The sequence below is a fragment of the Microbulbifer regidiadema (SeqCode) genome (assembly GCF_052466995.1).
Genome location: NZ_CP174297.1, coordinates 1,346,541 through 1,369,493 on the forward strand (window position 1 = coordinate 1,346,541; position 22,953 = coordinate 1,369,493).

Annotated in this window: 18 protein-coding genes; 10 read left to right on the forward strand and 8 right to left on the reverse strand. The window is 51.7% G+C overall.

Features of this window, described 5'->3' with window-relative positions; all coding sequences use genetic code 11:
- Positions 1–24: 24 nt before the first annotated feature.
- The 4 genes from ACJJIK_RS05665 to ACJJIK_RS05680 all read right to left on the reverse strand — a co-directional run bounded on the left by ACJJIK_RS05665 (position 25) and on the right by ACJJIK_RS05680 (position 9,832).
- On the reverse strand, positions 25–3,672 hold the full coding sequence (locus ACJJIK_RS05665) for an amino acid adenylation domain-containing protein (protein WP_444930759.1): 3,648 nt from the start codon (positions 3,670–3,672) through the stop codon (positions 25–27).
- Positions 3,673–4,006: 334 nt separating this feature from the next.
- Positions 4,007–7,165: an efflux RND transporter permease subunit gene (locus tag ACJJIK_RS05670; RefSeq protein WP_444930758.1), complete on the reverse strand. Its 3,159-nt coding sequence runs from the start codon at positions 7,163–7,165 to the stop codon at positions 4,007–4,009.
- A complete protein-coding gene (locus ACJJIK_RS05675; RefSeq protein ID WP_444944447.1) occupies positions 7,158–8,396 on the reverse strand; it encodes an efflux RND transporter periplasmic adaptor subunit in 1,239 nt (412 codons plus the stop codon). The genes ACJJIK_RS05670 and ACJJIK_RS05675 overlap by 8 nt, the downstream gene beginning before the upstream one ends.
- Positions 8,396–9,832: an efflux transporter outer membrane subunit gene (locus ACJJIK_RS05680; RefSeq protein ID WP_444944448.1), complete on the reverse strand. Its 1,437-nt coding sequence runs from the start codon at positions 9,830–9,832 to the stop codon at positions 8,396–8,398. Before ACJJIK_RS05680 ends, ACJJIK_RS05675 begins: the two co-directional genes overlap by 1 nt.
- Before the next feature lie 319 nt (positions 9,833–10,151).
- Here ACJJIK_RS05680 and ACJJIK_RS05685 point away from each other — a divergent pair, with 319 nt between their 5' ends.
- Positions 10,152–11,336, forward strand: a complete 1,185-nt coding sequence (locus ACJJIK_RS05685; protein WP_444930755.1) for an acyl-CoA dehydrogenase — start codon at positions 10,152–10,154, stop codon at positions 11,334–11,336.
- A gap of 73 nt (positions 11,337–11,409) precedes the next feature.
- Here ACJJIK_RS05685 and ACJJIK_RS05690 read toward each other — a convergent pair whose 3' ends face one another.
- Together ACJJIK_RS05690 and ACJJIK_RS05695 are read right to left on the reverse strand one after the other, a co-directional pair.
- Positions 11,410–12,285 carry an EamA family transporter gene (locus ACJJIK_RS05690; protein ID WP_444930754.1) on the reverse strand — a complete coding sequence of 292 codons (876 nt, stop codon included), beginning with the start codon at positions 12,283–12,285 and terminating at the stop codon, positions 11,410–11,412.
- An 18-nt stretch (positions 12,286–12,303) separates the two neighbouring features.
- A complete protein-coding gene (locus ACJJIK_RS05695) occupies positions 12,304–13,206 on the reverse strand; it encodes an EamA family transporter (RefSeq protein WP_444930753.1) in 903 nt (300 codons plus the stop codon).
- A gap of 219 nt (positions 13,207–13,425) precedes the next feature.
- Between ACJJIK_RS05695 and ACJJIK_RS05700 the strand changes: the two genes are divergently transcribed.
- From ACJJIK_RS05700 to ACJJIK_RS05710, 3 genes are read left to right on the forward strand one after another with little or no spacing between them, the layout of a single operon-like run.
- The gene (locus ACJJIK_RS05700; protein ID WP_444930752.1) at positions 13,426–14,043 is read left to right on the forward strand and encodes a trimeric intracellular cation channel family protein; all 618 of its coding nucleotides are present in this window, start codon (positions 13,426–13,428) and stop codon (positions 14,041–14,043) included.
- Between the two features lie 45 nt (positions 14,044–14,088).
- The gene (locus tag ACJJIK_RS05705) at positions 14,089–15,741 is read left to right on the forward strand and encodes an alpha/beta fold hydrolase (protein ID WP_444944449.1); all 1,653 of its coding nucleotides are present in this window, start codon (positions 14,089–14,091) and stop codon (positions 15,739–15,741) included.
- Positions 15,742–15,801: 60 nt separating this feature from the next.
- Entirely contained in the window at positions 15,802–16,632 is an 831-nt protein-coding gene (locus tag ACJJIK_RS05710) for a sulfurtransferase (protein ID WP_444930750.1), read from the forward strand.
- Between the two features lie 212 nt (positions 16,633–16,844).
- Here ACJJIK_RS05710 and ACJJIK_RS05715 read toward each other — a convergent pair whose 3' ends face one another.
- Entirely contained in the window at positions 16,845–17,561 is a 717-nt protein-coding gene (locus tag ACJJIK_RS05715) for a YopT-type cysteine protease domain-containing protein (RefSeq protein WP_444944450.1), read from the reverse strand.
- Between the two features lie 927 nt (positions 17,562–18,488).
- On the reverse strand, positions 18,489–18,725 hold the full coding sequence (locus ACJJIK_RS05720) for a hypothetical protein (protein ID WP_444944451.1): 237 nt from the start codon (positions 18,723–18,725) through the stop codon (positions 18,489–18,491).
- A 268-nt stretch (positions 18,726–18,993) separates the two neighbouring features.
- Here ACJJIK_RS05720 and ACJJIK_RS05725 point away from each other — a divergent pair, with 268 nt between their 5' ends.
- The 6 genes from ACJJIK_RS05725 (at position 18,994) to ACJJIK_RS05750 (ending at position 22,951) form a co-directional block, all read left to right on the forward strand.
- Positions 18,994–19,461, forward strand: coding sequence for a sulfurtransferase (locus tag ACJJIK_RS05725; RefSeq protein ID WP_444944452.1), 468 nt, complete (start codon positions 18,994–18,996; stop codon positions 19,459–19,461).
- Between the two features lie 665 nt (positions 19,462–20,126).
- The gene (locus ACJJIK_RS05730; protein WP_444930744.1) at positions 20,127–20,738 is read left to right on the forward strand and encodes a DUF6915 family protein; all 612 of its coding nucleotides are present in this window, start codon (positions 20,127–20,129) and stop codon (positions 20,736–20,738) included.
- Positions 20,739–20,750: 12 nt separating this feature from the next.
- Positions 20,751–21,506, forward strand: coding sequence for a hypothetical protein (locus ACJJIK_RS05735; protein WP_444944453.1), 756 nt, complete (start codon positions 20,751–20,753; stop codon positions 21,504–21,506).
- A gap of 153 nt (positions 21,507–21,659) precedes the next feature.
- Positions 21,660–21,950, forward strand: a complete 291-nt coding sequence (locus tag ACJJIK_RS05740; protein WP_444944454.1) for a YciI family protein — start codon at positions 21,660–21,662, stop codon at positions 21,948–21,950.
- 125 nt (positions 21,951–22,075) lie between these two features.
- Positions 22,076–22,612, forward strand: a complete 537-nt coding sequence (locus tag ACJJIK_RS05745; protein ID WP_444930741.1) for an RNA 2'-phosphotransferase — start codon at positions 22,076–22,078, stop codon at positions 22,610–22,612.
- Positions 22,613–22,681: 69 nt separating this feature from the next.
- Positions 22,682–22,951: a hypothetical protein gene (locus ACJJIK_RS05750; RefSeq protein WP_444944455.1), complete on the forward strand. Its 270-nt coding sequence runs from the start codon at positions 22,682–22,684 to the stop codon at positions 22,949–22,951.
- Positions 22,952–22,953 lie beyond the last annotated feature (2 nt).

The following is a 22,953-nucleotide window of genomic DNA, read 5'->3' on the forward strand; positions in this document are numbered from 1 at the left end:
CCGTAGCTTTATCTCTCAAGCCAATTAGCAAATAGTAAGCTCTTCACTAGCCTCAAATTTTTTGAAAACCTTGGAACCCCGCTTAAAGTCAATCATCCGTGCAATACACCAGATAAAAGGCTCCGCCTCGCCACTTAATACACAAGTGCCCGTGCAAATACTGTCAAGTAAAGTTTGTATATCAAATAAACGCAGGGCCGAAACTGTACACCTATTTTTAAGTACCATAGTACATGAAGAAACGCCAGATATTGAGTGGTCACTCAGGCTTACATGGCCGCCGTAGACTAACACTCTGACTGGTTCAAACTGCTCGGAGACACTGATAGACAACAACAAGTTAGGTGTGGGGCCGGGTACACTTTCCAGATAACATCTAAGATGGTTAGAAAAAGTAGTAGCCCACTCCCCAACTTCAGCGCGCGCCTGCCCCAAGTCCATAGGTTTATCATCTGCTGTCGCTAGATGAACATCCACCTCCCGCTCCGCTTCAATCAAAGCTTGCAGAGTTTTATCGACATCTTCTTTGGTATGAGCCGCCGAACAAATCAACCTCAGGCGACCACGCCCACTCTCCACGATTGGGTAGGTGACCGCCGAGGTTTGAATACCCCGCTGATATAAGGCCTGTACAATGGCAAACAGTTTATCTTTATCAGCAAAATGCGGAGTCACAATAGGGCCATCCCCGGTACCCAGGTCATATCCCGCTCGCTCAAACTGCTGGCGCATATACCGGGTCGTATCCCACAGTCGATCCCGGAGCCCATCATCAACCCTAAGCCGGCGCAGGGCTGCCAGGGCAGCAGCAATATCGGCGGGGCTCACTGAGGCCTGAAAAATATAGGCCCGCGCTGAGGACCTGAGCAGGTCCACATACTCTTTCTTTGCGGCAACAACACCCCCCAAGCTGCCGAGCGCCTTACTGAGCGTTGTCATAATAAAGTCGACCTGATCAGTGACACCTTGAGCCGCACAGATTCCCGCACCGCTTTCGCCGTAAAAGCCGAACGAGTGAGCCTCATCAACCAACACCAGGGCATTGTGCTTCTTGGCGATGGCGACAATGTCCGCTACCGGTGCTGCGCCCTCGCCCATACTGTAAACACCTTCAAGTACAACGAGGATAGTACGGTAAGGAGATGCTTCCGACTTTAATACGGCTTCCAAGTCGCTGGCGCTATTGTGCTGGAATGTCCTGATCTTTGCTCCACACAGACGGGCACCATCGACGATGGAGGCGTGACAGAGCTGGTCTATTACTACAACATCCTCTTTGCCCAGAAGGCCGGCAACTACGCCCACATTGGCCGTGTAGCCGGTCGGGAATAAACAGGCTCCCGGCTTTCCTACCAAGTTTGCAAACTCCGCTTCAAACTGGAGATGGAGATCTGTTAAGCCAGAGGCTGCCGCAGAGGTTCCCATTCCGCTGCCAAAACGCTGAACAGCCAATGATGCCTGCTCAATAACCTCCCGATCCCGATTTAGGCCCAGGTATAGGTTAGTTGTCCAAATAATCGCCTCTTGCGCATCATCGCTATAGACATCAGATACGGTGCCGCGAGTGCCACTCCCTGTGCGCAACACCTTGCTATAGGGGTTTCTGCGCTGGCTATTGGTCATGGATATCACCGCCTGGACCCACTTGCTTTTATCGGAAGCAGACCACGATGGGGCTTTTGCAGCCTGGAAGGTTGGGTGGCTGGACTGTAGCTGGAACTGAAGATTGGCGAGAGAATCGATACCTGAAGCAGCGGCCTCCTGTGCAGGCATGCTTTCAACCTGATCCCCCATTAAATGGATAAGGTAGCCCGCTAATAATTTTGGGGTCGGATAATCAACGAGTGCTTGAGCTGGTAAAGTTCGCCCTGCGCGGTGACTCAAGCGGCTGGTAAGCTCCAGTATTGTCAGTGAGTCCAACCCCTGCTTTTCAAATGGCAGCTCTGGCAAAACAATCTCTGGGTCAGGGTGATTGAGCAGCGAGGCCACCTCCTGCTGAATCATGCTAATGGTTGTCACCTCACTATAAGCTGCCGGATGAGTCGATAGCTCTAGCAACTTGCTACTTTGGCTAACCGCACCCCCTTTCATCGCCTGCGGATTGCCCTGCGGGGCAAACGGCATATTTTCCGCGAGAGAAAGCTTACTTCGGTCCAACTTGCCATTGGGCAAGCGCGGCAGGGCTGGCAAGTGCCGGACAAACTGGGGAACCATGTAGTGGGGGAGACGTTCACTCAGGAACTCTTTTACCTGCGCCTCAGTAATTGCTTTATCCGCGTTTGCGATATAGGCAACCAGTATCTTCTGCCCTACCCCGCCATCTATTACGGCAGTGGCCGCAGAATCAATACCTGGCATTGATTCAAGTATCGATTCAATTTCTTCAAGCTCAATGCGAAATCCCCGGATCTTTACCTGTTGATCAATGCGTCCCAGATACTCAATTTCTCCGCTATCTGTCCACCGACACAAATCTCCCGTTTTGTACAAACGCCGATCGGAAATTGTGCTATTAGAGGGGGGCTGAATAAATCGCTCTCGGGTCAAAGGTTCATCATTTAAGTAACCTCGGGCAAGCTTGCTACCGGCCAGATACAACTCCCCTGCCTCTCCGCTCGCAACCGCCTGTAACGAGTGATCTAAAATATATGCGCGAGTGTTGGCTATGGGTCTGCCAATGGTGATTTTATCAACGGCCGGCGTAATCTCTGCACAGGTCGAATAAACTGTATCCTCGGTGGGGCCATAGACATTGACTATGCGCGGGCTCACCGCTCCTGTATAAATTTGCTCAACTAAAGAGCGTTTGAGTACCTCACCGCCAAAAACCAGACAGCGAACCCCCTCAGGCAGTTTTTCCAGTGAAAGAAGTGCTTGAATTGCAGATGGGACAGTAATACAGGTGCGCACTTTATCCGAAGATGGCAGTCTGGGCAGTTCGAGAATATTCTCCGCCAGTATTACAGTCCCGCCGAGTGACAAGGTTCCCATAATTTCCATTACTGAAGGGTCAAAGCAGACCGAGGTCGAGGCAAGTACCCCCTCAATTTCTCTATCACTCAACAACTCGCTCATAGATTCACTGAGGGCAGTAACACTTCGGTGTTCAACCGCAACCCCCTTCGGCTTGCCCGTTGAACCCGATGTATAAATCACATAGGCGAGATCGTTGGCACTTGGCCCCGGTATTTTAACCAGTGAATCCAACTGCGATTCCGGTAGTTCATCGAGCCAGACTAACTCTTCAACACCGAAGCACAGGCCCACCGAATGCTCTCCATCAACTATTGCCGCTACTGCGCGGGAGTGCTCAAGCATATATTGCACTCGCTCTCGCGGGTAAGCTGGATCGAGGGGGACGTATGCGCAACCCGCACGCATCACCCCCAACAGCACAGCAATAAGCTCCCAGGAGCGCTGCATGCAAACGCCCACCAAAGAACCGGGCTTTACGCCGAGATTCCCCAGCTCTGCGGCAATCCCAGTGGCCCGCTGTATCAAGCGCGTGAAGCTTATTTCTGTATTGCCATCAATAATGGCGATCTGATCAGGATTTTTAAGCCTTTGCCTGTCGATTAAATCGCAAATGGTATCTCCTGTTGATACAGCACCCGATTCAACCGGCTCCATACTTTGGGGCTGGGTTTTATGTTTACTAATTGAGCTGCACACTGACACTTTCCTTTTATACTTATTAAAAGTCATAAACTACCGTTCAATTTCTTTCAGGGTCTTTCAAATTTGGGCAAAATTTTCTGTTATTTGAAAGTGGGTAGAATTAACTGACTAATTTCGAAGTATGCCGTGAATTAATTTCATAACCTTGAACTGGCGCAGCATTTTCGCTGCCGCAAAATCAAAACTTAAAATTAAAGCGGCGGGGCTGGTGTTCGAAGAACCCGTAGAGGCCTGGCAGCGAAGCCTGGAACCAGCAAGGAAGGTTTGGTCACAAAAGGCGGGGGTTTGAGAAAAAATGCCGCCGACACAGTTATGTCGGCGGCTGGACTTATTTCTGCTCGGCAGTATTCCCACCCCCAAGGTGGGCAATATTATTTCTCAGCCAAGCAAACAACTGCGGGATATCTCTACCCATCATCAGGTAGAGGCAGGGTACCAATAACAGCGAGATCGCTGTCGCGGCAAGTATTCCGTAGCCCAGTGAGATCGCCATTGGAATCATAAAACGCGCCTGTACCGAGCTTTCAAAGATCATCGGCATTAAACCGCAGAAAGTCGTTACGGTAGTCAACACGATCGGGCGAAAACGCCGCACTGCCGCGCCCTTAATAGCGCTTTCCAGATCGGCGCCGTCATTGCGCAGGCGATTGCTGTACTCAATCATAACCAGAGTATCGTTAATCACTACCCCGGCCAGTGCCACCATGCCCAACAGGCTCACCATACTGAGTCCATAGCCCATCCCCAAGTGGCCGAGCAATGCACCAATCACCCCAAAGGGTATCGCCACCATCACAATCAACGGCTGCATGTAACTCTTTAGGGGAATTGCCAATAGTAAATACAGTACTGCCATTGCCAGGGCAAAGGTCATCCCCAGACTCGCCAAGCCCTCGCGCTCTTCCGCCTGGCGCCCTTCGTAGGAAACGCTGAGACCGGGGAATTCCGCTTTCAGCTGGGGGACCACACTTTCATCTAATTCATTAATCACCAGGGTCGCTTGGTCACTGGGCTCCACATTGGCAGTCACCGTGGTAACCCTACGGCCCGCGCGGCGATTAATGGTGGCGTAGGCGCGCCCTTTATCAATTTTCACCAGATCTGGCAGGGGCATCCAGACGCCATTACTGGCGCGGATCATAATGCTGTTCACATCATTTATATTGGTCCGTTCATCTTCTGGCAGGCGCACCATCACCTTCACCTGATCCCGGCCACGCTGTTGGCGCAGAGCTTCGGCTCCGTATAGCGCCGCCCTCAACTGGCGACCAATCTCCTCGGCAGACATACCGAGGCTCTTGGCAGTTTCCGTCAGCGTGAGATCGAGCTGAGTTTTACCGAGAGAGATACCCGGGTCGATATCGCTGACATTGGGGAATTTCTCCAGTTCATCCCCCAGGCGTATGGCGGCTTGCTCCAGGGTATCCGTATCGGTATGGCGCAATTCCACAGTTAGCGAGGAACCCGCTCCGGGACCACCCCGGTCAGAGGCAGTTGTCGCGCTGAGGGCACCGGCAATGGGCCCGGTCTCCTGGCGCCAGGCGCGGATAAACTCACCAGTGGAAAAGGAGCGCTCGTCGGAGGGCACGAAGTAGGCATCCACCATAATCGCATCATCCCCCATCAAACCGCGAATCCCCAAAAAGACCTTGTCGCGATCGTATTGCTCGAGCACTTTATCAGCAGCAGAAATAATCTGTGAGCGCGCTTTTTCCAGTTGGGACTGGGCCGTGCCGGTGGGAAAGGTCACGGCAAAGCGGCCGGAATCCCGTTCAACTCTGGGCATCAGGGTAAAGCCCATACGGCCACTGGCCGCATAGCCGCCGACCACCAGCAGTGCCGCAACGGCCACGGCAATCGTGGTGTAGCGATGCTCGATACACAAATCCAGGAAGGGCCTAAAACGCTGCTGTATAAAGCGATCGAAACCCCGCGCGAGTATTTTTTGCCGCGCGGCAAAACGGCGCGCCCGACGACTCTTATAGCCGCGACGGGAGTGGGCCAGGTGTCCGGGCAAAATAAACAGGGCTTCCACCCAGGAAATAATGAAGACCGAGCCCACCACAAATGGAATTACACCGAAGACCTTACCCATAAAGCCGGGCAAGGCAATCAGAGGAAGGAAGGCGACAATATTGGTCAGAATCGCAAAGGTGAGCGGTACCGCCACCTGTCGGGCTCCGGCAATCGCCGCCTCCAGATTGCTGTAACCCTGCTGTCGCCACTCATGAATATTCTCACCGGCAATAATCGCATCATCCACCACGATTCCCAGGGCGATGATAAAGGCGAACATACTCACCATGCTGATAGAAATATCGAGCCCGGGCAGGAACAGCAGAGCCCCGAGGAAACTGGTGGGAATGCCCAGTGTTACCCAGAAAGCCAGGCGCAACTCCAGGAAGGCACCGAGCACAACAAACACCAGTAGCAGCCCGATAAAACCATTCTTCAGCAGCAGTGTCAGGCGCGCTTTGAAAATTTCCGAGTCGTCATCGCGAACGGTCAGGGTCACACCCGGGGGTAAACCCGCCCTAACCTCTCCAATCACTTCATGGGCGGCCTCGCTAACGCTCATCGGCGTCTGGTCACCCACCCGGTAGATCTTGATACTGATGGCCGGCTCGCCGTTAAACACCATATTGCGCGCCTCTTCCTCAAGGGCATCGCTGATGTTGGCGATATCTTTTAGGTACACTGCACCGCCACCGCTGCCCTGGGCAACCACAATATCGCCGAACTGGCGGGCCCAATCGCGGCGCTCAGTCACTCGGACCAGTATCTCCCCGGCATCGGACTTAACACTGCCGCTGGGAATGTCCACGGCCGCATTTTCCACAATACCCGCCACCTCCGGCAGGGTGAGCCCATAGCGTCGCAAATCGTCGCGGCGAATTTCAATCGCCACCTGCAAGTCTCGCATGCCCTGCGCTTCCAGCTGGGTGATACCGCTGTGCGCCTCAAGCTTGTCGTAAACCTGCATCGCCAGAGCGCGCAGGTTGTGTTCGCTGAGATCGCCGTGCAGCACCAGATCCAGCACATCCCGCTTGCGCTCGGCCAGACTGACCTGAGGCTGCTCAATATCCGTAGGGAAAGTCGTAACAGAATCGATGGCCTGCTGGATATTTTGGTAAACCAGTGCGGCATCGGCGTCACCTTCCAGCTCCAGGGTCAGAGAAGCGCTGCCTTCATTGGCCCTAGCGGTCATCTCCTTGATTCCCACCAGGCTCTGTACCGCTTGCTCAGCAGCTACCAGCACACCGCGCTCGACCTCCTCAGGACTGGCACCGGGGTAGGAGATGGATACGCTGACGGTATCCAAACTGAATTCCGGAAAGACTTCTTTCTTAACGATTATCGAAAAAATCAAACCGCCAATCAGGAAAACCAACATCAGCAAATTGGCGGTGACATGGTTGCGCGCCATCCAGGCAATGGCGCCAGTTCGGGTATCGACTGCCACTTTGGGGCTATTCTGTTCAGTCATCTGCGCCCCCGGAATTGGGGCCACCGGGACCGCGTCTCGGCGGGCGTTCTGCGGCAGCGGCCGCATCTATCGGTGGGCGCTGCCGGCGATTACTGTCCCCGGCAATGCGAACCGGCATGCCTTCGGTCACTGTCACCAACCGCGTCGTAACCAAGGTTTCGCCGCCACTGAGGCCCTGCTCCAGCACGGCGTAGTCGCCACTCATATAGGCCACATCTACCGGCAGCACGGTGGTGCGGTTATCCCGAACCACCCAGACATTGTTGCCGTCTTGCAAGGCGCTGAGAGGGATGCGCACACGCTCATCCTCACTCTGGGAAACAATCTCGACTCTCGCCAGGTCGTTGAGAAGCAGTTGCGGCTGGGAGGGGTCCAGGACAGAGAGCGGGTCCTCCAGTTCTACCAATACACTGGCGAGACGCCCCTGCTCTTCCAGTACCGGAATAACCCGGACAAACTCACCACGGCGATAAGCCCCTTCGGGCCACTGGCTGCCGTAGATACGAACTTCCACATCGCCGCGCCCAAGCCGATGCAGTTGCGACGCGGGCACCTCAACGGCAATCTGAAAACGATTGGCACTGGCAAGGCGGTAGAGGGTGTCTCCTGGGGACACGCGATCACCCACATCGGCATCGCGCTCTACCACCAGGGCATCAAAGGGGGCACGGACCTCGGTCAGGCGCAGATCGCGCTTGGCCAGGGCTACATCCGCCTCCGCAGATTGCACCGCCGCCTCGGCGGCCGCCCTCTGGGGTTCGCGCAAGACCAGGGCCCGGTCAGCGTCAGAGAGCGATGTCCCCAGAAGCTCATATTCCTCTTGGGCCACCTGCTGTTGCCCGCGCTCCTGCTGCAACTCGGCGCGGCGCTCGGCCAGGGCACTCTGAGCCGTCATCAGGGCCAATTGGTAGGGCTCGCGGTCAACCCGCAGCAGTATTTGCCCCTTCGGCATTACTGCACCGGGGCCCAGATCGTAGTCGAGCCATTGCACCTGTCCCTCTACCTGGGGCTCCAACTCCGCCAGCTCCCGGGCACTCACGGTACCCAGGGCACTCAAGGTCACCGGGAAACGGCCCTGCTCTGCAACGGCTATATCGACAGTCGGCGGCGGCGCCCTGCGCTCGCCGCGACTGACCGACGGTTTTTCCCGCATCATCCCGTTGAAGATCAACAGTGCCAATACCAGCAACACTACCGGTATCAGCAGGCGCCAATTGAGCTTCTGCAACATCAGCTATTTCCCTCCAGGTACAGCTCCAAATCCACGGGCTCGGGGGCTGGAAGATCCGCCTTGGGAATTCCACCGGAAAGCGCGCGGTAAAGTACAACTCGGTTTTCAATCAGTTCCCGTTCGGCGGACAGTATTTGTCTCGCCAGACTCTGTTGTTCATCCGTTGCGGTCAACACATTGAGGAAGTCGATGGTCCCTCGCGCATAGGCGCGGTTTTGACGCAACAGCAAAAGATCCGCAAGGCGCTTGCGCTCGCGCAAGTGGTTGAGCCTCTGCTCAATCAGGCTCTCTTGAATCAGTGCCTGCTCCACTTCAGACAGCGCTTCATTGACCTTACTGCGGTAGAGGGCCCAGCGCTCCTGCAAAACCGCATCCTGCTGATCCTGGGCAGATGCCAGGGCGCCACCATCGAAGATCACCCCTTCGATCGAAGCGGCAATAGCCAAAAGCCAGTTTTCAGTCACATTACTGATCAAACTGGTGCCATTACTGGCCACGGCGGACAGGCTGAATACTGGCAGTCGATCGGCCCAGGCCTCATCTGCCAGATGATACCCCTGCAAAAGGTCCCGCTGCGCCTCCACGACATCCGGGCGGCGCAACAATAACTGTGAGGGCACGCCGGTCTCAGGCAGGGCCGGCAGGATTGGGAGTCCGGACTGTTGATGAATCATGCCATCGAGTTCCGCGACATTGATGCCCAGAAGGGCCGCTAACTGCACCTTTAGGGTGTCGATATCGGCTCCCGCTTCATCCAGCTCCTGCTGTGACTGTTGCACCAGTTGCTTCTGCTGCAAAACATCCGCTGCACCTGAGACGCCGCGACCAAAGCGCAGTTCCAGAACTTTTAAGCTTTTGCGGTTGGTCTCCAGCTGCTGTTGCAGCAAATCCCGCTGGCCCCACTGCTCCCGCAGCGCCAGCCAGGTGGCGGATACCTCACTCGCCAGAGTCAGGGCGGCGGTGTGTAGGTTTTGCTCCTGGGCCAGGTAAGCCGCCTCAGCCGCACTGGCACCGGCGCGGACCCGCCCCCACAAGTCGACTTCATAGCTGGCGGCAATACGGGTACTCCAGCTATTTCCCTCGGCGGAGGAGTCTGTGAACTCACCGGATGAATAGCGCTGTTCGGTATTTTCCGTACTGGCGATAAGGCTCGGCCAGAGACTGGAACGCGCTCCCCGCGCGACAGCCGCCGCCTGCTGCAAGCGCCAATAAGTAGCCTGAAGGTCCGGGTTATCTTTTAGAGCTATTTGTACCAAATTGTCCAACTGCTCATCATTTAGATCTCGCCACCAGCGCAGACTCGGTGCAACAGTACCCGATGCGCGAAAAAATTCTGGTAAGCCCATGTTTTTATCGGGCTCGATAGTCTCAATTGGCTGCGAACTACAGCTGGCAAGCAACGGAACACAAATTGCCAAAATGCGGTAAAAGGACAAGGAATATCACCGAAATTAAACGTTTAATCGTAAAAAATAGAGATTTATTGCGTGCATTATCCGCCGCCCAAAATCGCCCGCAATGCGTTTTACTCTTGTTTACACAGGGTACAAAAAATCAGACAAAAAATTGCTGTCCGCAGGAGTGCCTGTGGCCGGCGACTTCGGTATGATGCGGCACACTAAACTGAACAGTCACCGGGGTTTGACGCGGAGCTTACCCAAAAAGTCTCCCCTATGTGCACGGGTGTGTGGCCTTCTTTAACCCGCCCCTTGGACACTCCGGTGAAATTAATAACGGAAGTAGAAGAGACAAACCATGAGTAAACATCAGCCACTCGCCCACTGGGACGATATTTTGCTGCTGGATCAACAGCTGAGCGACGAAGAGCGCATGGTGCGCGATACGGCACGTGAGTACTGCCAAAGCAAACTGATGCCCAGAGTTCTGGAAGCCAACCGTCACGAAATCTTCGATCGTGAAATCATGAACGAGATGGGTGAATTGGGTCTGCTCGGCTCTACCATTGAAGGCTACGGCTGCGCCGGTCTCAACTACGTTTCCTACGGCCTGGTGGCGCGCGAAGTCGAGCGCGTAGACTCCGGCTACCGCTCCGCCATGAGTGTTCAGTCCAGCCTGGTTATGCACCCGATTTACGCCTACGGCAGCGAAGAGCAGAAGCAAAAATACCTGCCTAAGCTGGCATCCGGTGAGTGGGTCGGCTGTTTCGGCCTGACCGAGCCCGACGCCGGTTCCGATCCCGGCGGCATGAAAACCCGCGCCAAGAAAGTCGATGGCGGCTACCGCATCAGCGGTTCCAAAATGTGGATCACCAACAGCCCGATTGCCGATGTTTTCGTTGTTTGGGCTAAAGATGACGACGATATTATTCGCGGTTTCGTACTGGATAAGGGTATGGAAGGTCTTTCCGCACCGAAAATCGAAGGCAAGTTCTCACTGCGCGCCTCTATTACCGGCGAGATTGTGATGGACAATGTGTTTGTTCCTGAGGAAAACAAGTTCCCCGAAATCGGCGGACTGCGCGGCCCCTTCGGCTGCCTGAACCGCGCCCGTTACGGTATTTCCTGGGGCTCCATGGGCGCCGGTGAATTCTGCTGGCACGCCGCCCGCCAGTACGGCCTGGACCGCACCCAGTTCAACCGTCCGCTGGCCCAAACCCAGCTGTTCCAGAAGAAACTGGCGGATATGCAGACTGAAATCACCCTGGGTCTACAAGCCTCCCTGCGCGTAGGCCGCATCATGGACGAAAACAAGCAGTTCGACCCCACCATGATTTCCCTGGTGAAGCGCAACAACTGCGGCAAAGCGCTGGATATCGCACGTATTGCCCGCGATATGCACGGCGGCAACGGTATTTCCGATGAATTCCACGTTATTCGCCACGTGATGAATCTCGAAGCCGTAAATACCTATGAAGGTACCCACGACGTACACGCTCTAATCCTCGGCCGCGCGCAAACCGGCCTACAGGCATTCGTGTAACGCATCTCCAGGGCGCAGCTGCCGGCAACTGCCGGCGGCGCGCCCGCCTCTGCTTAAATCCCACCGACTAATTTCAAGTCTTGCCCTCAATTGCCTTTACATTGATGACACAGAGTGCGATTCCGGCGAAAACCAATACCGAGGCTCCCCACTCCACCGCATCCATGGATTCATCCAAGAGCACCCGCGAACCCAGCAGGCCAAAAACCGGCACCAGTAATCCAAACGGCGCCACATAGGCGGAAGAGTAGCGCCGAATCAGGTCTCCCCAGCAGATAAAAGCAAGCAGAGTAATTAAAAAGCTCTGATAAAAAATGGCCACCCATGCCATAGGTGAAGCCCCCAGTAAAATCGCTATCGGCTTCTGCGTTTCCATATAGTAAGACATCACAAATAAAGGAATCGGCGGTACCAGTGAAGCCCAAACCATCAAGTGGAGCAGATTGACTCCCTTCATGGTCTTCAGCACCATATTACCGATTGCCCAACTCATCCCCGAGCCCACCAGAAGCACAAAGCCTTTTACGGTTGTCGCCCCATCTTCATCCGCATGAATAAAAAATAAAACAAACCCGCCAATAGCGATCAGCAAACCGATTAACTGCTGGCGACTCACCTTATCGGCAAAAAAACAGACGCTAAATATCAGCGTGAAAATGACTTGGCACTGCATTAAAAGGCTGGCGACACCCGCCTGCGCATCAGCGCGCAGTGCAAAGTACGCCAAACCAGTGGTTAAAAACTGAAGAAAAATGCCGATCAGCAGGACACTGAGAGCAGACGTTTTGGGAAAGGGAAAAAAAAATACCAGCGGCAGCCCCACCAAACTAAATCGAACCGCAGTTAACAGCAGCGGCGGAACATCCCCAAGCGCCAATTTGATAATCGGGTAAGCCATACCAATTATCAGGGCGCAAGCGAGCGCTTGTAGAACTCTAAGCAATGGCATAACTAAAATTACCCACCCCTATCGCTCCCCGGCTTCGACACTCGTTTCAGCCGGGCTTCGACCACCAAACTTCACCACACACAGTGCAACACCCAGCAGGACCAGTAAAGAGGCGAACCACTCAGCATAAGTAAGACTCTCATTGAGTATCACTGACGAACCGAGCATCCCAACAACAGGCACCAGTAATGCAAATGGCGCGACAAGGGCTGAGGGGTAGCGGCGTATTAATCCTCCCCACAAAACATAACCGATCAAAGTCACAAGAAATGCCTGGTAAAAAATAGAAAACCAAGTGATACCTTTTAAATGGGTGAAAAACACCCAGGGGGTGTGGCTCTCATAAACCAGCGACAGCAGTAACATAGGTATTGGCGGCACCAGTGAAGCCCAGACCAGTAAGTGTAATAAATTCACATCGGGCTTTATTCTGCGGAATAAAATATTCGCCACCGCCCAGGAAAGACCCGCTGCCAATACCAAGAAAAGCCCCTTTGCCGTTGTCGAGCCTCCCTTATCGGCGTAGTAAAAGAAAATAGCGAACCCCGCAATGGCAATCAGTAAACCCAAAAATTGCTGGCGGTTTAATCGGTCGTGAAAGAGCAACGCACACAGCAACAGAGTAAATAGCACCTGCGACTGCACTAAGAGCGAGGCCACACCGGACTGAATATCGGACTTTAAAGCGTAATACACAAATCCCAGTGCCAGAAACTCTTGAAAAAAACCAATCCCTATCACATTGGCAATCGATGTCTTCGGGAATGGGCAAAAAAAGACCAAAGAAACCGAAACCAGTGTAAAACGAACCGCAGCCAATAACAGTGGAGGTAAATCAGCCAAGGCCATCTTGGTCACAGGAAAGCTCAGCCCAATAATAGTGACCGCAAACAAAGCCAAAAGGACGCTCTTGAGGGGCATACTCCAGTCACCAGGGGTAGAAGGTGATAAATAAGAGTAGCAATAATCTACACCGGCCCCGCTACAAGGGGAGATCCCCTCCCCTGTGGCCCGTCGCTCAAGCGCCCCGGCCCGATTGCGGCAGCTCACACTTCTCGACCCGACTCGCGGTCCAATTCCCCTTATATTGACAGAAGTGCTATTCTCCCCTGCCCGCCAATCACTAGATGTAACAATGATATGGATGAGCTGCTGTATTGGTCTGAATTAATCGGTATCGCGGTCTTTGCCTTTAGTGGCGTACTCGCCGCCGGCCACAAGCAGATGGATCTATTTGGTGCGGTAGTACTCGCCTGTGTCACCGCCATTGGTGGCGGTACTGCCAGGGATATTATCCTCAATATCCCCGTATTCTGGCTTGATCACACCTATTACCTGTGGATCGCCTCAATTACCGGCGTAGTGAGCTTTTACCTGATACGCTATCTGAGGGTCCCTATGCGCCTGCTTATGGTTGCAGATGCCATTGGACTCGCCGTATTTGTGGTACTCGGCACCCAGAAAGTACTCGAGCTGGGCTACTCCGCCACCATCGCAATCGTGCTCGGTGTTATGACCGGCACCTTTGGCGGCCTCATTCGAGATGTACTGTCCGGTGATATTCCGCTGTTACTCCGGCGTGAAATCTATGCTACTGCCGCACTGACTGGTACAGCCATATTCGTTGCACTGGACCACCTCGGCTGGCCATCCCATGAACTGGTATTAGCCATCGCCGTTTTTGTAACACTGGCAATCCGCCTGGCGGCTCTGCGCTGGAATATCTCCGCGCCGGTAGCACGCTTTGGCAAGCAGTGACCCAGGCCCACAACCCCCTATTAGCAAATTACAGGAATCATCTAAGTGCGAAAAACCCGATTGCGCATCCTTCTTATCACGCTCTTTTCTGTAGTGATTGGAGCCTGTGAACGCGCAACCAACTCTGCTCAAACCGATCCAGCACCGCAAAAGCAATACGCTCGCCTGGTCGCGAAACCCTGCTGGTTTAAAATCGATGACTCCTGGCCCTTCACCCAGTGCTTTATGATGGAAGTGCCGGAGAACTATGCCCACCCAGAAAAGCGCAAGATCCGCTTCCCGGTCGTGCGCTTTCGCGCTACAGATCCCGATCCAGAAAAAATCCCCCTCCTCCACTTGGGGGCCGGTGGCCCGGGCGCCAGCATGGGGCTGGAGCCAGAGAATGCCAGTGACTGGCTGTGGCTGAACTATGCGGCCATGACCGTAGAAGATGGCCGGGACCTGTTTGTTATTGACCCTCGCGGCACCGGCATGGCCCAACCGCGTCTCACCTGTAGCGAATTTATCGAAGATGCCGATACCGCCTTCCAGCGCAACCTGTCTCCGGAAGAGGAGTCCCGGGTTTTCTCCTTTAGCATGGAGCGCTGCTACAGCCGCCTGAGCAAGGACACCGATCTGGCCCAATACAACAGCTCGGTTATTGCCCGGGATGTAGACGAGCTAAGAAAGGCACTCAAACTGGAAAAGTTTGACCTCTACGGGGTGTCCTACTCCTCCCGCTACGCCCTTACCGTGGCTCGCGACTACCCCGAGTCGGTGCGCACCCTGGTACTTAACAGCGCCGTCTTTCCCAATATCGTCTACACTCAGCAACTGCCACAGGACTCCCTGGCCGCCTATGAACGCGGTCTCCAGCACTGCATCCAAGACGAAAAGTGCAACAGCCGCTACCCCAATCTGCGCCGCAGACTGGAAAATCTGGTGCAGACCCTGGATGAAGAGCCGCGCACTATCCCAATCAAGCACCGCTACGCCAGACAGAGCTATCCCTTTGTACTCACCGGACAGCGCTTGCTGAGGGTTCTGTTCCAGGCGCTATACGACGAGAATTTCTACAATAAACTGCCCAAGATGATCGAGGGGCTGGAAAGTGAAGGGGATGAAGGATTAGAGCCGGCTCAAGAGGCCATCGCGCGCTTTATGGAAATTGTGCTGGACCCCTACTTTGGCGATGCCGCCGGTGTCAGCCACTTCTGCTATGAAGAGGCCCCTTTTGTCGATTTCGATCAGGCCAGAGCCAACGCCGCCGACACCGGCATACTCGGCGGCGCTGTGCGTTCAGATTTGAACCTGTTACAGATACAGTGCCGTATCTGGGCAATCCCCTCTGCGCCACTGACCGAGTCAGAAGCGATCTCCACACCGGTTCCCGCGATAGTATTGCACGGCGGCCTGGACCCGGTGCTCGCAGCAGACGATGTAGATATCGCCCGCAGGGAACTGCCCAACCACCAGTGGCTGCTATTTCCCCAGCTGTCCCACGATATTATCTCCGCCAGCAACTGTGCAGAGCGGGCTGTCGCGCGCTTTCTCGACAACCCCGCCGAAGATCAAACCGAGATCGCCATGACCTGCCGCAAGGCAGAATTAGCAGATCAGATCTCCACTGAGCAGACGTCGGAGTTACAACAGGAAGCCGAGCAACCGGCCATTGAGCCCCAAGCAGCGGAAGCCCCCGGCCCAGAGAGTACACCCTAGTCACTAACCCTGCGGGGAGCAAACCGCACAAATTTTGCCACAAGGATTGAGAGAAGGCCCATGGACAATAACCGCAGCCGCGCCCTGATCGAAGTGGCGGATTTGGTCGAACTTAAAAATACCGGCGCAGCGGTGATACTGGACTGTCGCTACAGTCTCGCGGACCGCGACAGCGGTGCGCGGGACTACCGGGCCGGCCATATTCCCGGCGCCTACTACGCCTGCCTACACCGGGATCTCTCTGCCCCCCTACAGCGCTACGGCGGCCGCCACCCGATGCCCACTGCCACGCAGTTCCAGGCATTCGCCCGCAAACTGGGAATCAATAGTGACACACCGGTCATCGCCTACGATGATAACCGCCTGGGCTTTGCCGCCCGCGCCTGGTTCCTATTTTTCTTCTTCGGCCACAAGAAAATCAGCATTCTGAATGGCGGCCTAAAGGCTTGGCTCGATGTTGGGGAGGCATTAGACACAAGCGAACCTATTCTATCCAGGCAGGGAAACTTCAGCGCACAAGCAAAAGAAAATCTTTTGGTTCATTACGAGACCATCAAGCAAAACCTGGGTAAAGCACCTTGGCAGCTCGTAGACGCCCGGGACAGTCAACGCTTTGAAGGGCTTGAGGAGCCCATCGACCCGATTGCCGGGCATATACCCACCGCCATCAACCGGCCCTGGCAAAATATTACTGACAAAAACAATGGGAAAGTGAAATCTATTGCCGAACTCAAAGCACAATTCGATAACTTAACCGACGGTAAACCACTTCTCAACTACTGCGGCTCAGGAGTTACTGCCTGCGTCAATTTCTATGCACAATACTTGGCTGGCCGCCACGACTCACTACTCTATCCTGGGAGCTGGAGTGACTGGTGCGCACATCAGTAACAGATAACAGTTAATCTTTACTATCGAGAGTCACTCTGCGAAATTGGAACACTTGACAAAGATATTGTATCAGGCAAGTGCCCTTAGGTTCATAGCTACATTTATATATAAAGAGCTATTAAAGCGGTCAAATAGGCATCTACCAATACCAACTTACTCCACACCATTTTTAACAGTGGCTGCTTCAAGAAAGTCTATCATTCTGTACCTTATCAATTATAAACATAAGTCCGCCATCCACTTGAAAGACCGAGGGAACCAAATCCACTCGACAAAATTTTCCGCCGGTAATACTCACGAAAGAAATTAAGAAAATCCTGTTTTGTATTAAAACTGTACTCCCCATGATTAGGGTCAAAAAATATGCATCTCTGAGCCGTCCCGGCGGGTCCAATATAGAGAGAAATTGCATGGGCTGCGCGAAAGCAACCGAAGGTTGTACCTGACACAACAATTATTGCGTAATTATCATTTAACTGCTCTAATGATGCCACCAAGAAATCAGTCATTGACAAAAGCTGAGCTCCAGGAACAGCTATTTGCATGTTGGAATCCTCGCCAAGCCCAGGCACTGCATGCACCCCACGCCCCCTCAGCCACCCTTCCAGATTGTTCATATATGAATTATTTTTATCGTGTGCCCAACCCCACTGAGATTTAGCAACTTTTCTCAACTCACCAATATTTAAAGAGCGAAGCCGAGTAAATGTAAATGGACTTGTTCCAATCTTCCATCTTTCATACAAACCCAATTTACTTGATAGAGATGCCCCCTCAGAAACCCTGCAATGTATCCAGTGCGCAGTCAAGGCCCCACAAATACCGAACTTACTGAATCCAGCATAGTGCACCCAAACTCTTAGTGAGCCCTGGGAAAAGCCCCAGACTTTTTGCCCGCGATGACGTCCAGCAATTGTACTAACGCGCATTTTTACAACCCTCCCAACAGATAATTACAACCAAAAATATACTTCCTGAATTAAACCAAACGAAAACCCACAACTAAAAAATGGCTAGGAATTTCAGAACCCCCTCCTCACGTTTGGCACCAAATTGATACTGACAGCCGAATTAGCCATATTTCGACTTACTGTAAACTAAAGCAAATCAGACCCTAGATCTTTAGGATTTGGTCGTATAATTTTAGATTCCAGAGAATAAGGCAGCTTTTTTATTCTTAAGATAACCGCCTCCAACTCAAAGGTATATTTCAGCCAATTTAATGGTAACCCTGAGCGTCAATTACTCCCACCAAAGCAAGTCATCAAGACGTTGCTGCACTTTTAGAAAGATAAAGTAATTGGGAACTCTAGCAACGCAGATAATTGCAGCATTAGTGTACTTGAGCAACGACACTTTTAACCATCGCTGGGTCCAAAAGCACAACCCACATGAGCTGAAGATCATGATCGATTCGCCTTAGGAAATGATTGCCATCGACAAGAAGGGAGGGACAATTCACTTCGTCGATCCAGACACCTTTGTGATACGAAGTACTCTGAGCGACTTTCCACCTGTACCCCATAAATTAACAATCTCACCAACCGTAAAGAGGCATATGTTCCAATCTATGGCTCTGGGATCTTTGGGAGTAATCCAAACCCCGACCACTTGATCGCGCTCATCGACTTAGTGGCACAGCAACATCGCGGATACATCGACATCAATCCTTACCGAGGCCCCCATACAATGAAACTTGGGCCAAATGGTCTACTCTACTCGTGCGCGGAAGCGAGCGGCGTAGTCGTGATAATCGATGTACGCTCCCGCGAAGTCATCGGCACGATTGATGCCCGTAGCGTAGGCTGTCAACACCCAATGGCGCAGCTGGAATTGACCTCTCCCCAGGTGGGGAGCTATTGGTCATCACCGATGGCAAAGTACCTGGTTTGGTAATTTTTGATGCCATCGAATGCACTCAGATAACCCGCATTAGTTTGAATGGCCATCAGTGCCCTGCGCAGATTGTGCGGTTTAGTCCTGACGGCAAGTGGCTGATTGCCACAAATATGGATGGAAATGTTGCGACGATCATCGAGAACCCTCCCTATGGACGCAGCACATAGTTCCAACAGGAAAGAGTCGATGGACATGGCCTTCCCCCCAAATGGCCAGACAGTTGTTATTGGAAGTCAAGAGGGTGGTACACTGTCCGTCATTAACTTACCTTCAAAACAAGAGAGCAAGCGGTCGAAAGTGGGGGGAGATGTGGAAGCCCTCGGTTTTTTCTAGCATGAAAAGCAGGCAATGGACGTTCTGCTATTTGAAATTAGGCTCCCTGGAGCACATTCATCGGTACACGGGGTCAACCTTCTTTTAAGCTTTCGCTCCTGTCAATAGACGGGTACCACTGCAAACAGCGTGCTCAACGGCGGCTTAAAAGCCTGGCTCAGCGCGGGGAAAGCACTGAGCACTCGCCCACCAGTGCCCTCGGGAAGAGGCAATTTCAGTGCAAAGCCACAAAAGAATCTTCTGGTGGATTACCAGGGCGTCAAAGAGAATCTCGGTAAAGCCCCCTGGCAGCTAGTAGATGCCCGGGATTCCCAGCGCTTTGCAGGGCTTCAGGAGCCCATCGACCCGATTGCCGGGCGTATACCCACTGCCATCAACCAGCCCTGGCAAAATGTGACGGATAAAAACAGTGAGAAAGTGAAGTCCACTGCCGAACTCAAAGCACAGTTCGATACCCTGGGCAACGGCAAACCGCTGCTCAATTATTGCGGCTCCGGCGTTACCGCCTGTGTAAACTTCTACGGACAATATTTGGCAGGGCGCCGCGATGCTCTACTCTACCCCGGCAGCTGGAGTGACTGGTGTGCGCACCAGTAAGCAGAGGGGGTGCCAATCACTCACTGGCAATAAAAAATTCCGTGAATAGCATTATGTATCCAATCCATTAGCAAAAAGCGCTGAGACCACCCCTTTTCCCTCGCCATATTTTTTACCGCAATGCCAGGCAGCTCTATCTGTAGAGCTGCCTGGCCTATATGGTACGAGCGCACAAATTAAAACTCTAAAATAAATCAGCAGCTAATTTTATCTCGGCTAGCACTAAGCTAAACATCAGAACGCAGGAACTGATATCACCTTTTATGCGGAATTAGTCGGCTACTTTACTTACACAAGCCGCCTATCAAATCGATGGAAAAACAGCCTACTTGGTACAAATTATTCATTTAAATAAATGTGGATAATAGAGTCCAGCTCAGCGGGCAACTTAAAAGCCCTGAGCACAAAATAACAATTCGCAGCCAAGCCTAAAATCAGTGATCAAATTCGAGAAGGGCCCAAGAACACTCCCAATAAAATAAAAAATGACTATCGCCACCAAACTATCACGGTATAATAGGATAATTGGACTAACTTTGGACTCCATACCGTCCCCCTTTGAACAGCTTAAGCCATATTTTTAGGAAGTTTTTCCGGGCAGCCCAGTCTCAGCAATTGGTTAAAGCTCCGTGGATAGATGAGATAAAAAATCAGGAAGTACACACATGAACCCAACTAAACATTGCCAAATTTCAGTGCGCAGATGGGGAGGACAGGAAGAGGATTACTTAGAAATCCACTCATTTATTGATCACACTAAATTTATTTGCTCCGATATGAGACATCGGATACTGCACAATATGTGGGCAGTCCACCATCTTGTCGTACCCATTTTCGGCCACACGATTACAAACTCCGACGGGAAGGAAGTTGACGTCAAGGACCTATGCGAAAGAGACCACCTGCTGGTTGACTACCACAATAAATTTATCCCGAGCCTGTCAGATTTTGTTGAAACTATTGATGAAAGTCAGCTGCCAAATAACTTTCGGAAAGATATTGAGGAGTTACACAGCCGACTTTCTAGCAACGAGGAAGTTTCCAGACTGCTTCTATCGCCTCTATCCGCATCAGGGAGATTTAAGTCCCTACTGATTACGCATAACAGCTGGTTTATCAATCATATACTACCGATGATTTTTGATACGAACCCTGTGCTTGATGATTTTTCGATCAACCCTTCCACTTTTTTTAATGCAATGCAACCTGAGCTATGGATGGACAATGGAATATCTTATCCCCCCAGCTTCAAGAACCTAAGTAAGAAAATTATTTAAGGAGTTATATTTATGAGTAAATTTGTAATTCGCGGATATCATTGGGGCTACAATGACGAGACATTTTACCCCTGTGGCAGCTATATAAAAACAGTCTTTGACAGTGAAGATGCCGCGCGAGCAGAAAAGATAAAACTTGAACGAGCGCACTGGGCAGAAGTTAACCTGGGCGAGACCTATCAGTTTTTTGACGGTGATGAAGAATTAATTGACAAAGTCAATGGATTCGTAAAAGAAAAACTTGGTTTTGAACTTTTTAAAGACGATGACTATCGAGACATCTTCGTGCCGAGCGCCCTTAATGACGATGATTTCGCAGAGTTTTTACAAATAGCCGATCTGACAGCTTACAAACTGACAAAGTTTGAAGATGAAGCCAGATTCTACGCTATCTGGTTTAACGAAGCTAACGAATATTTGATGGAGTATGACGAATGTTCAGAATCTCTGGTTTTTGGTGCATCCTTAGATGAGCTTAAAAAAGAATCAGAAAAGATGCTGAGTTATTATTTCGATGAACACCCGGAGATTCTTAAGGGAGACATCAACGAAATAACAGATTCTCCCAGCATCCTGAAAGAACTTTTAGACAAGTCAGCTGGCCTGACATACGACACTCAAGAAAAGTGCATCTCCATTAATACAAGCAGAGAAAGCGACCTGTTCGCCCTTAATGAACTGCTCAAAAAACCTGCTTTCACAGTAAAAGCGATGTCGGTAGAAGAACTGATAAAAATTCAAGATGAACTCATGCAAGAATATTATTAATCAGGCAAGCTAATAATCAAGCCTCGATGAGATAATATCTGGGCAGGCCATATACAGCCTGCCCTTGACAGAATTTTTCTCACTCTAAACTGCTGCGCACCTCTGGCGCCACAAAAAAACAAATCTCAAAATCAATATTTCAGGAGAAAGAAATTGTATATAGTTTCTCTTACTTACACCGCACATCTAGATAAAATAGAAAAACACCTGAATGAGCATATCCTATATTTAGACAATCAATACAAGCTGGGGAATTTTATAATTTCCGGAAGAAAAGTGCCGCGAACTGGCGGGGTGATAATAGCAACAGTTACGTCAAGAAGTGAACTAGACAAAATTTTAAGCCTAGACCCCTTCTACCGGGAGAACTTAGCAGAGTACGATATAACCCAAATAGTACCAACCAAGACCTCAGCAGAGCTTGAACATCTGCTTGACACTTGACCATCACGATAAAGTTAAAAAAGTGCAACTGATCAACGACATGTCAGCTGGTCTACACACGTCTTCTCTGAGCATGCCCACTTTTAGAAACAGAAAAATTACAAACAAATAACCGAAAGACTCCTATGAGCAAAGACCTAAATAAAATTTCAAAGTACTTTAGCTACCTGCTGCGACACAAACCACAGGCTATTGGCCTCGAATTAGATGAAAATGGATGGACATCCATCGAAGAGCTGATCAAAAAAACCACAGACTTCACACTCAACCGGGATTTAGTTGAAGTGATTGTTGAAACCAACGATAAGAAGCGCTTCAGTATCAGCGAGGATGGGTTATTTATCAGGGCAAACCAGGGACATTCTATTGAGATAGACTTAGACCTTCAACCTCAAGAACCCCCAACTGTTCTAGTTCATGGAACAGCCGGTAAATTTCTCAACGCTATTCGAGAGGAGGGGTTAAAAAGGATGAAACGACATCACGTCCACCTCACTGAGTCACAGGCAGTTGCTCAAAATGTTGGTTCCAGATATGGGCAACCAATACTTTTATCTATAGCCACACAGAAAATGTATACGGATGGATTCAAATTTTTTAAATCGGCAAATAATGTTTGGCTGGTTGAGAGTGTACCTGCAAAGTATATCGAGGAAATATAGGCAAGCCCACTCAGGGGTGCCTCTAGGCTGCCTAGCATAAACCACCCATACACGATAGTGAGCCAAAAGATGGTTGAACAATATATCTACAGTGGCCGCCCCTCTAAAGTGCAAGATGCCGCTGGAGTTTCGGGAGTCATCATTAAATCGTTTGACGGCACTTTTCTCTTTCGTGTCTACAACGAAGATAAATCCTCCCACATAGATTACAGGCTAAATCATGATGATCTCGCGGTGACAATACAAGCAGATGAACTGGCGTCATTCTACTCGTATGGCGAGGACCACGCTCTAGATCACAGTCCCAAGGTACTCGGACTTAAAAAGCCGGTTGAATAGCC

Excerpts from the sequence above, each read along its gene's own strand:
- ACJJIK_RS05750 (WP_444944455.1), top strand. The coding sequence starts at position 22,682 with ATGGTTGAACAATATATCTACAGTGGCCGCCCCTCTAAAGTGCAAGAT.
- ACJJIK_RS05710 (WP_444930750.1), top strand. The coding sequence starts at position 15,802 with ATGGACAATAACCGCAGCCGCGCCCTGATCGAAGTGGCGGATTTGGTC.
- ACJJIK_RS05730 (WP_444930744.1), top strand. The coding sequence starts at position 20,127 with ATGAACCCAACTAAACATTGCCAAATTTCAGTGCGCAGATGGGGAGGA.
- ACJJIK_RS05690 (WP_444930754.1), bottom strand. The coding sequence starts at position 12,285 with ATGCCATTGCTTAGAGTTCTACAAGCGCTCGCTTGCGCCCTGATAATT.
- ACJJIK_RS05685 (WP_444930755.1), top strand. The coding sequence starts at position 10,152 with ATGAGTAAACATCAGCCACTCGCCCACTGGGACGATATTTTGCTGCTG.
- ACJJIK_RS05720 (WP_444944451.1), bottom strand. The coding sequence starts at position 18,725 with ATGTCCATCGACTCTTTCCTGTTGGAACTATGTGCTGCGTCCATAGGG.
- ACJJIK_RS05695 (WP_444930753.1), bottom strand. The coding sequence starts at position 13,206 with ATGCCCCTCAAGAGCGTCCTTTTGGCTTTGTTTGCGGTCACTATTATT.
- ACJJIK_RS05745 (WP_444930741.1), top strand. The coding sequence starts at position 22,076 with ATGAGCAAAGACCTAAATAAAATTTCAAAGTACTTTAGCTACCTGCTG.
- ACJJIK_RS05700 (WP_444930752.1), top strand. The coding sequence starts at position 13,426 with ATGGATGAGCTGCTGTATTGGTCTGAATTAATCGGTATCGCGGTCTTT.
- ACJJIK_RS05670 (WP_444930758.1), bottom strand. The coding sequence starts at position 7,165 with ATGACTGAACAGAATAGCCCCAAAGTGGCAGTCGATACCCGAACTGGC.
- ACJJIK_RS05715 (WP_444944450.1), bottom strand. The coding sequence starts at position 17,561 with ATGCGCGTTAGTACAATTGCTGGACGTCATCGCGGGCAAAAAGTCTGG.
- ACJJIK_RS05735 (WP_444944453.1), top strand. The coding sequence starts at position 20,751 with ATGAGTAAATTTGTAATTCGCGGATATCATTGGGGCTACAATGACGAG.
- ACJJIK_RS05675 (WP_444944447.1), bottom strand. The coding sequence starts at position 8,396 with ATGTTGCAGAAGCTCAATTGGCGCCTGCTGATACCGGTAGTGTTGCTG.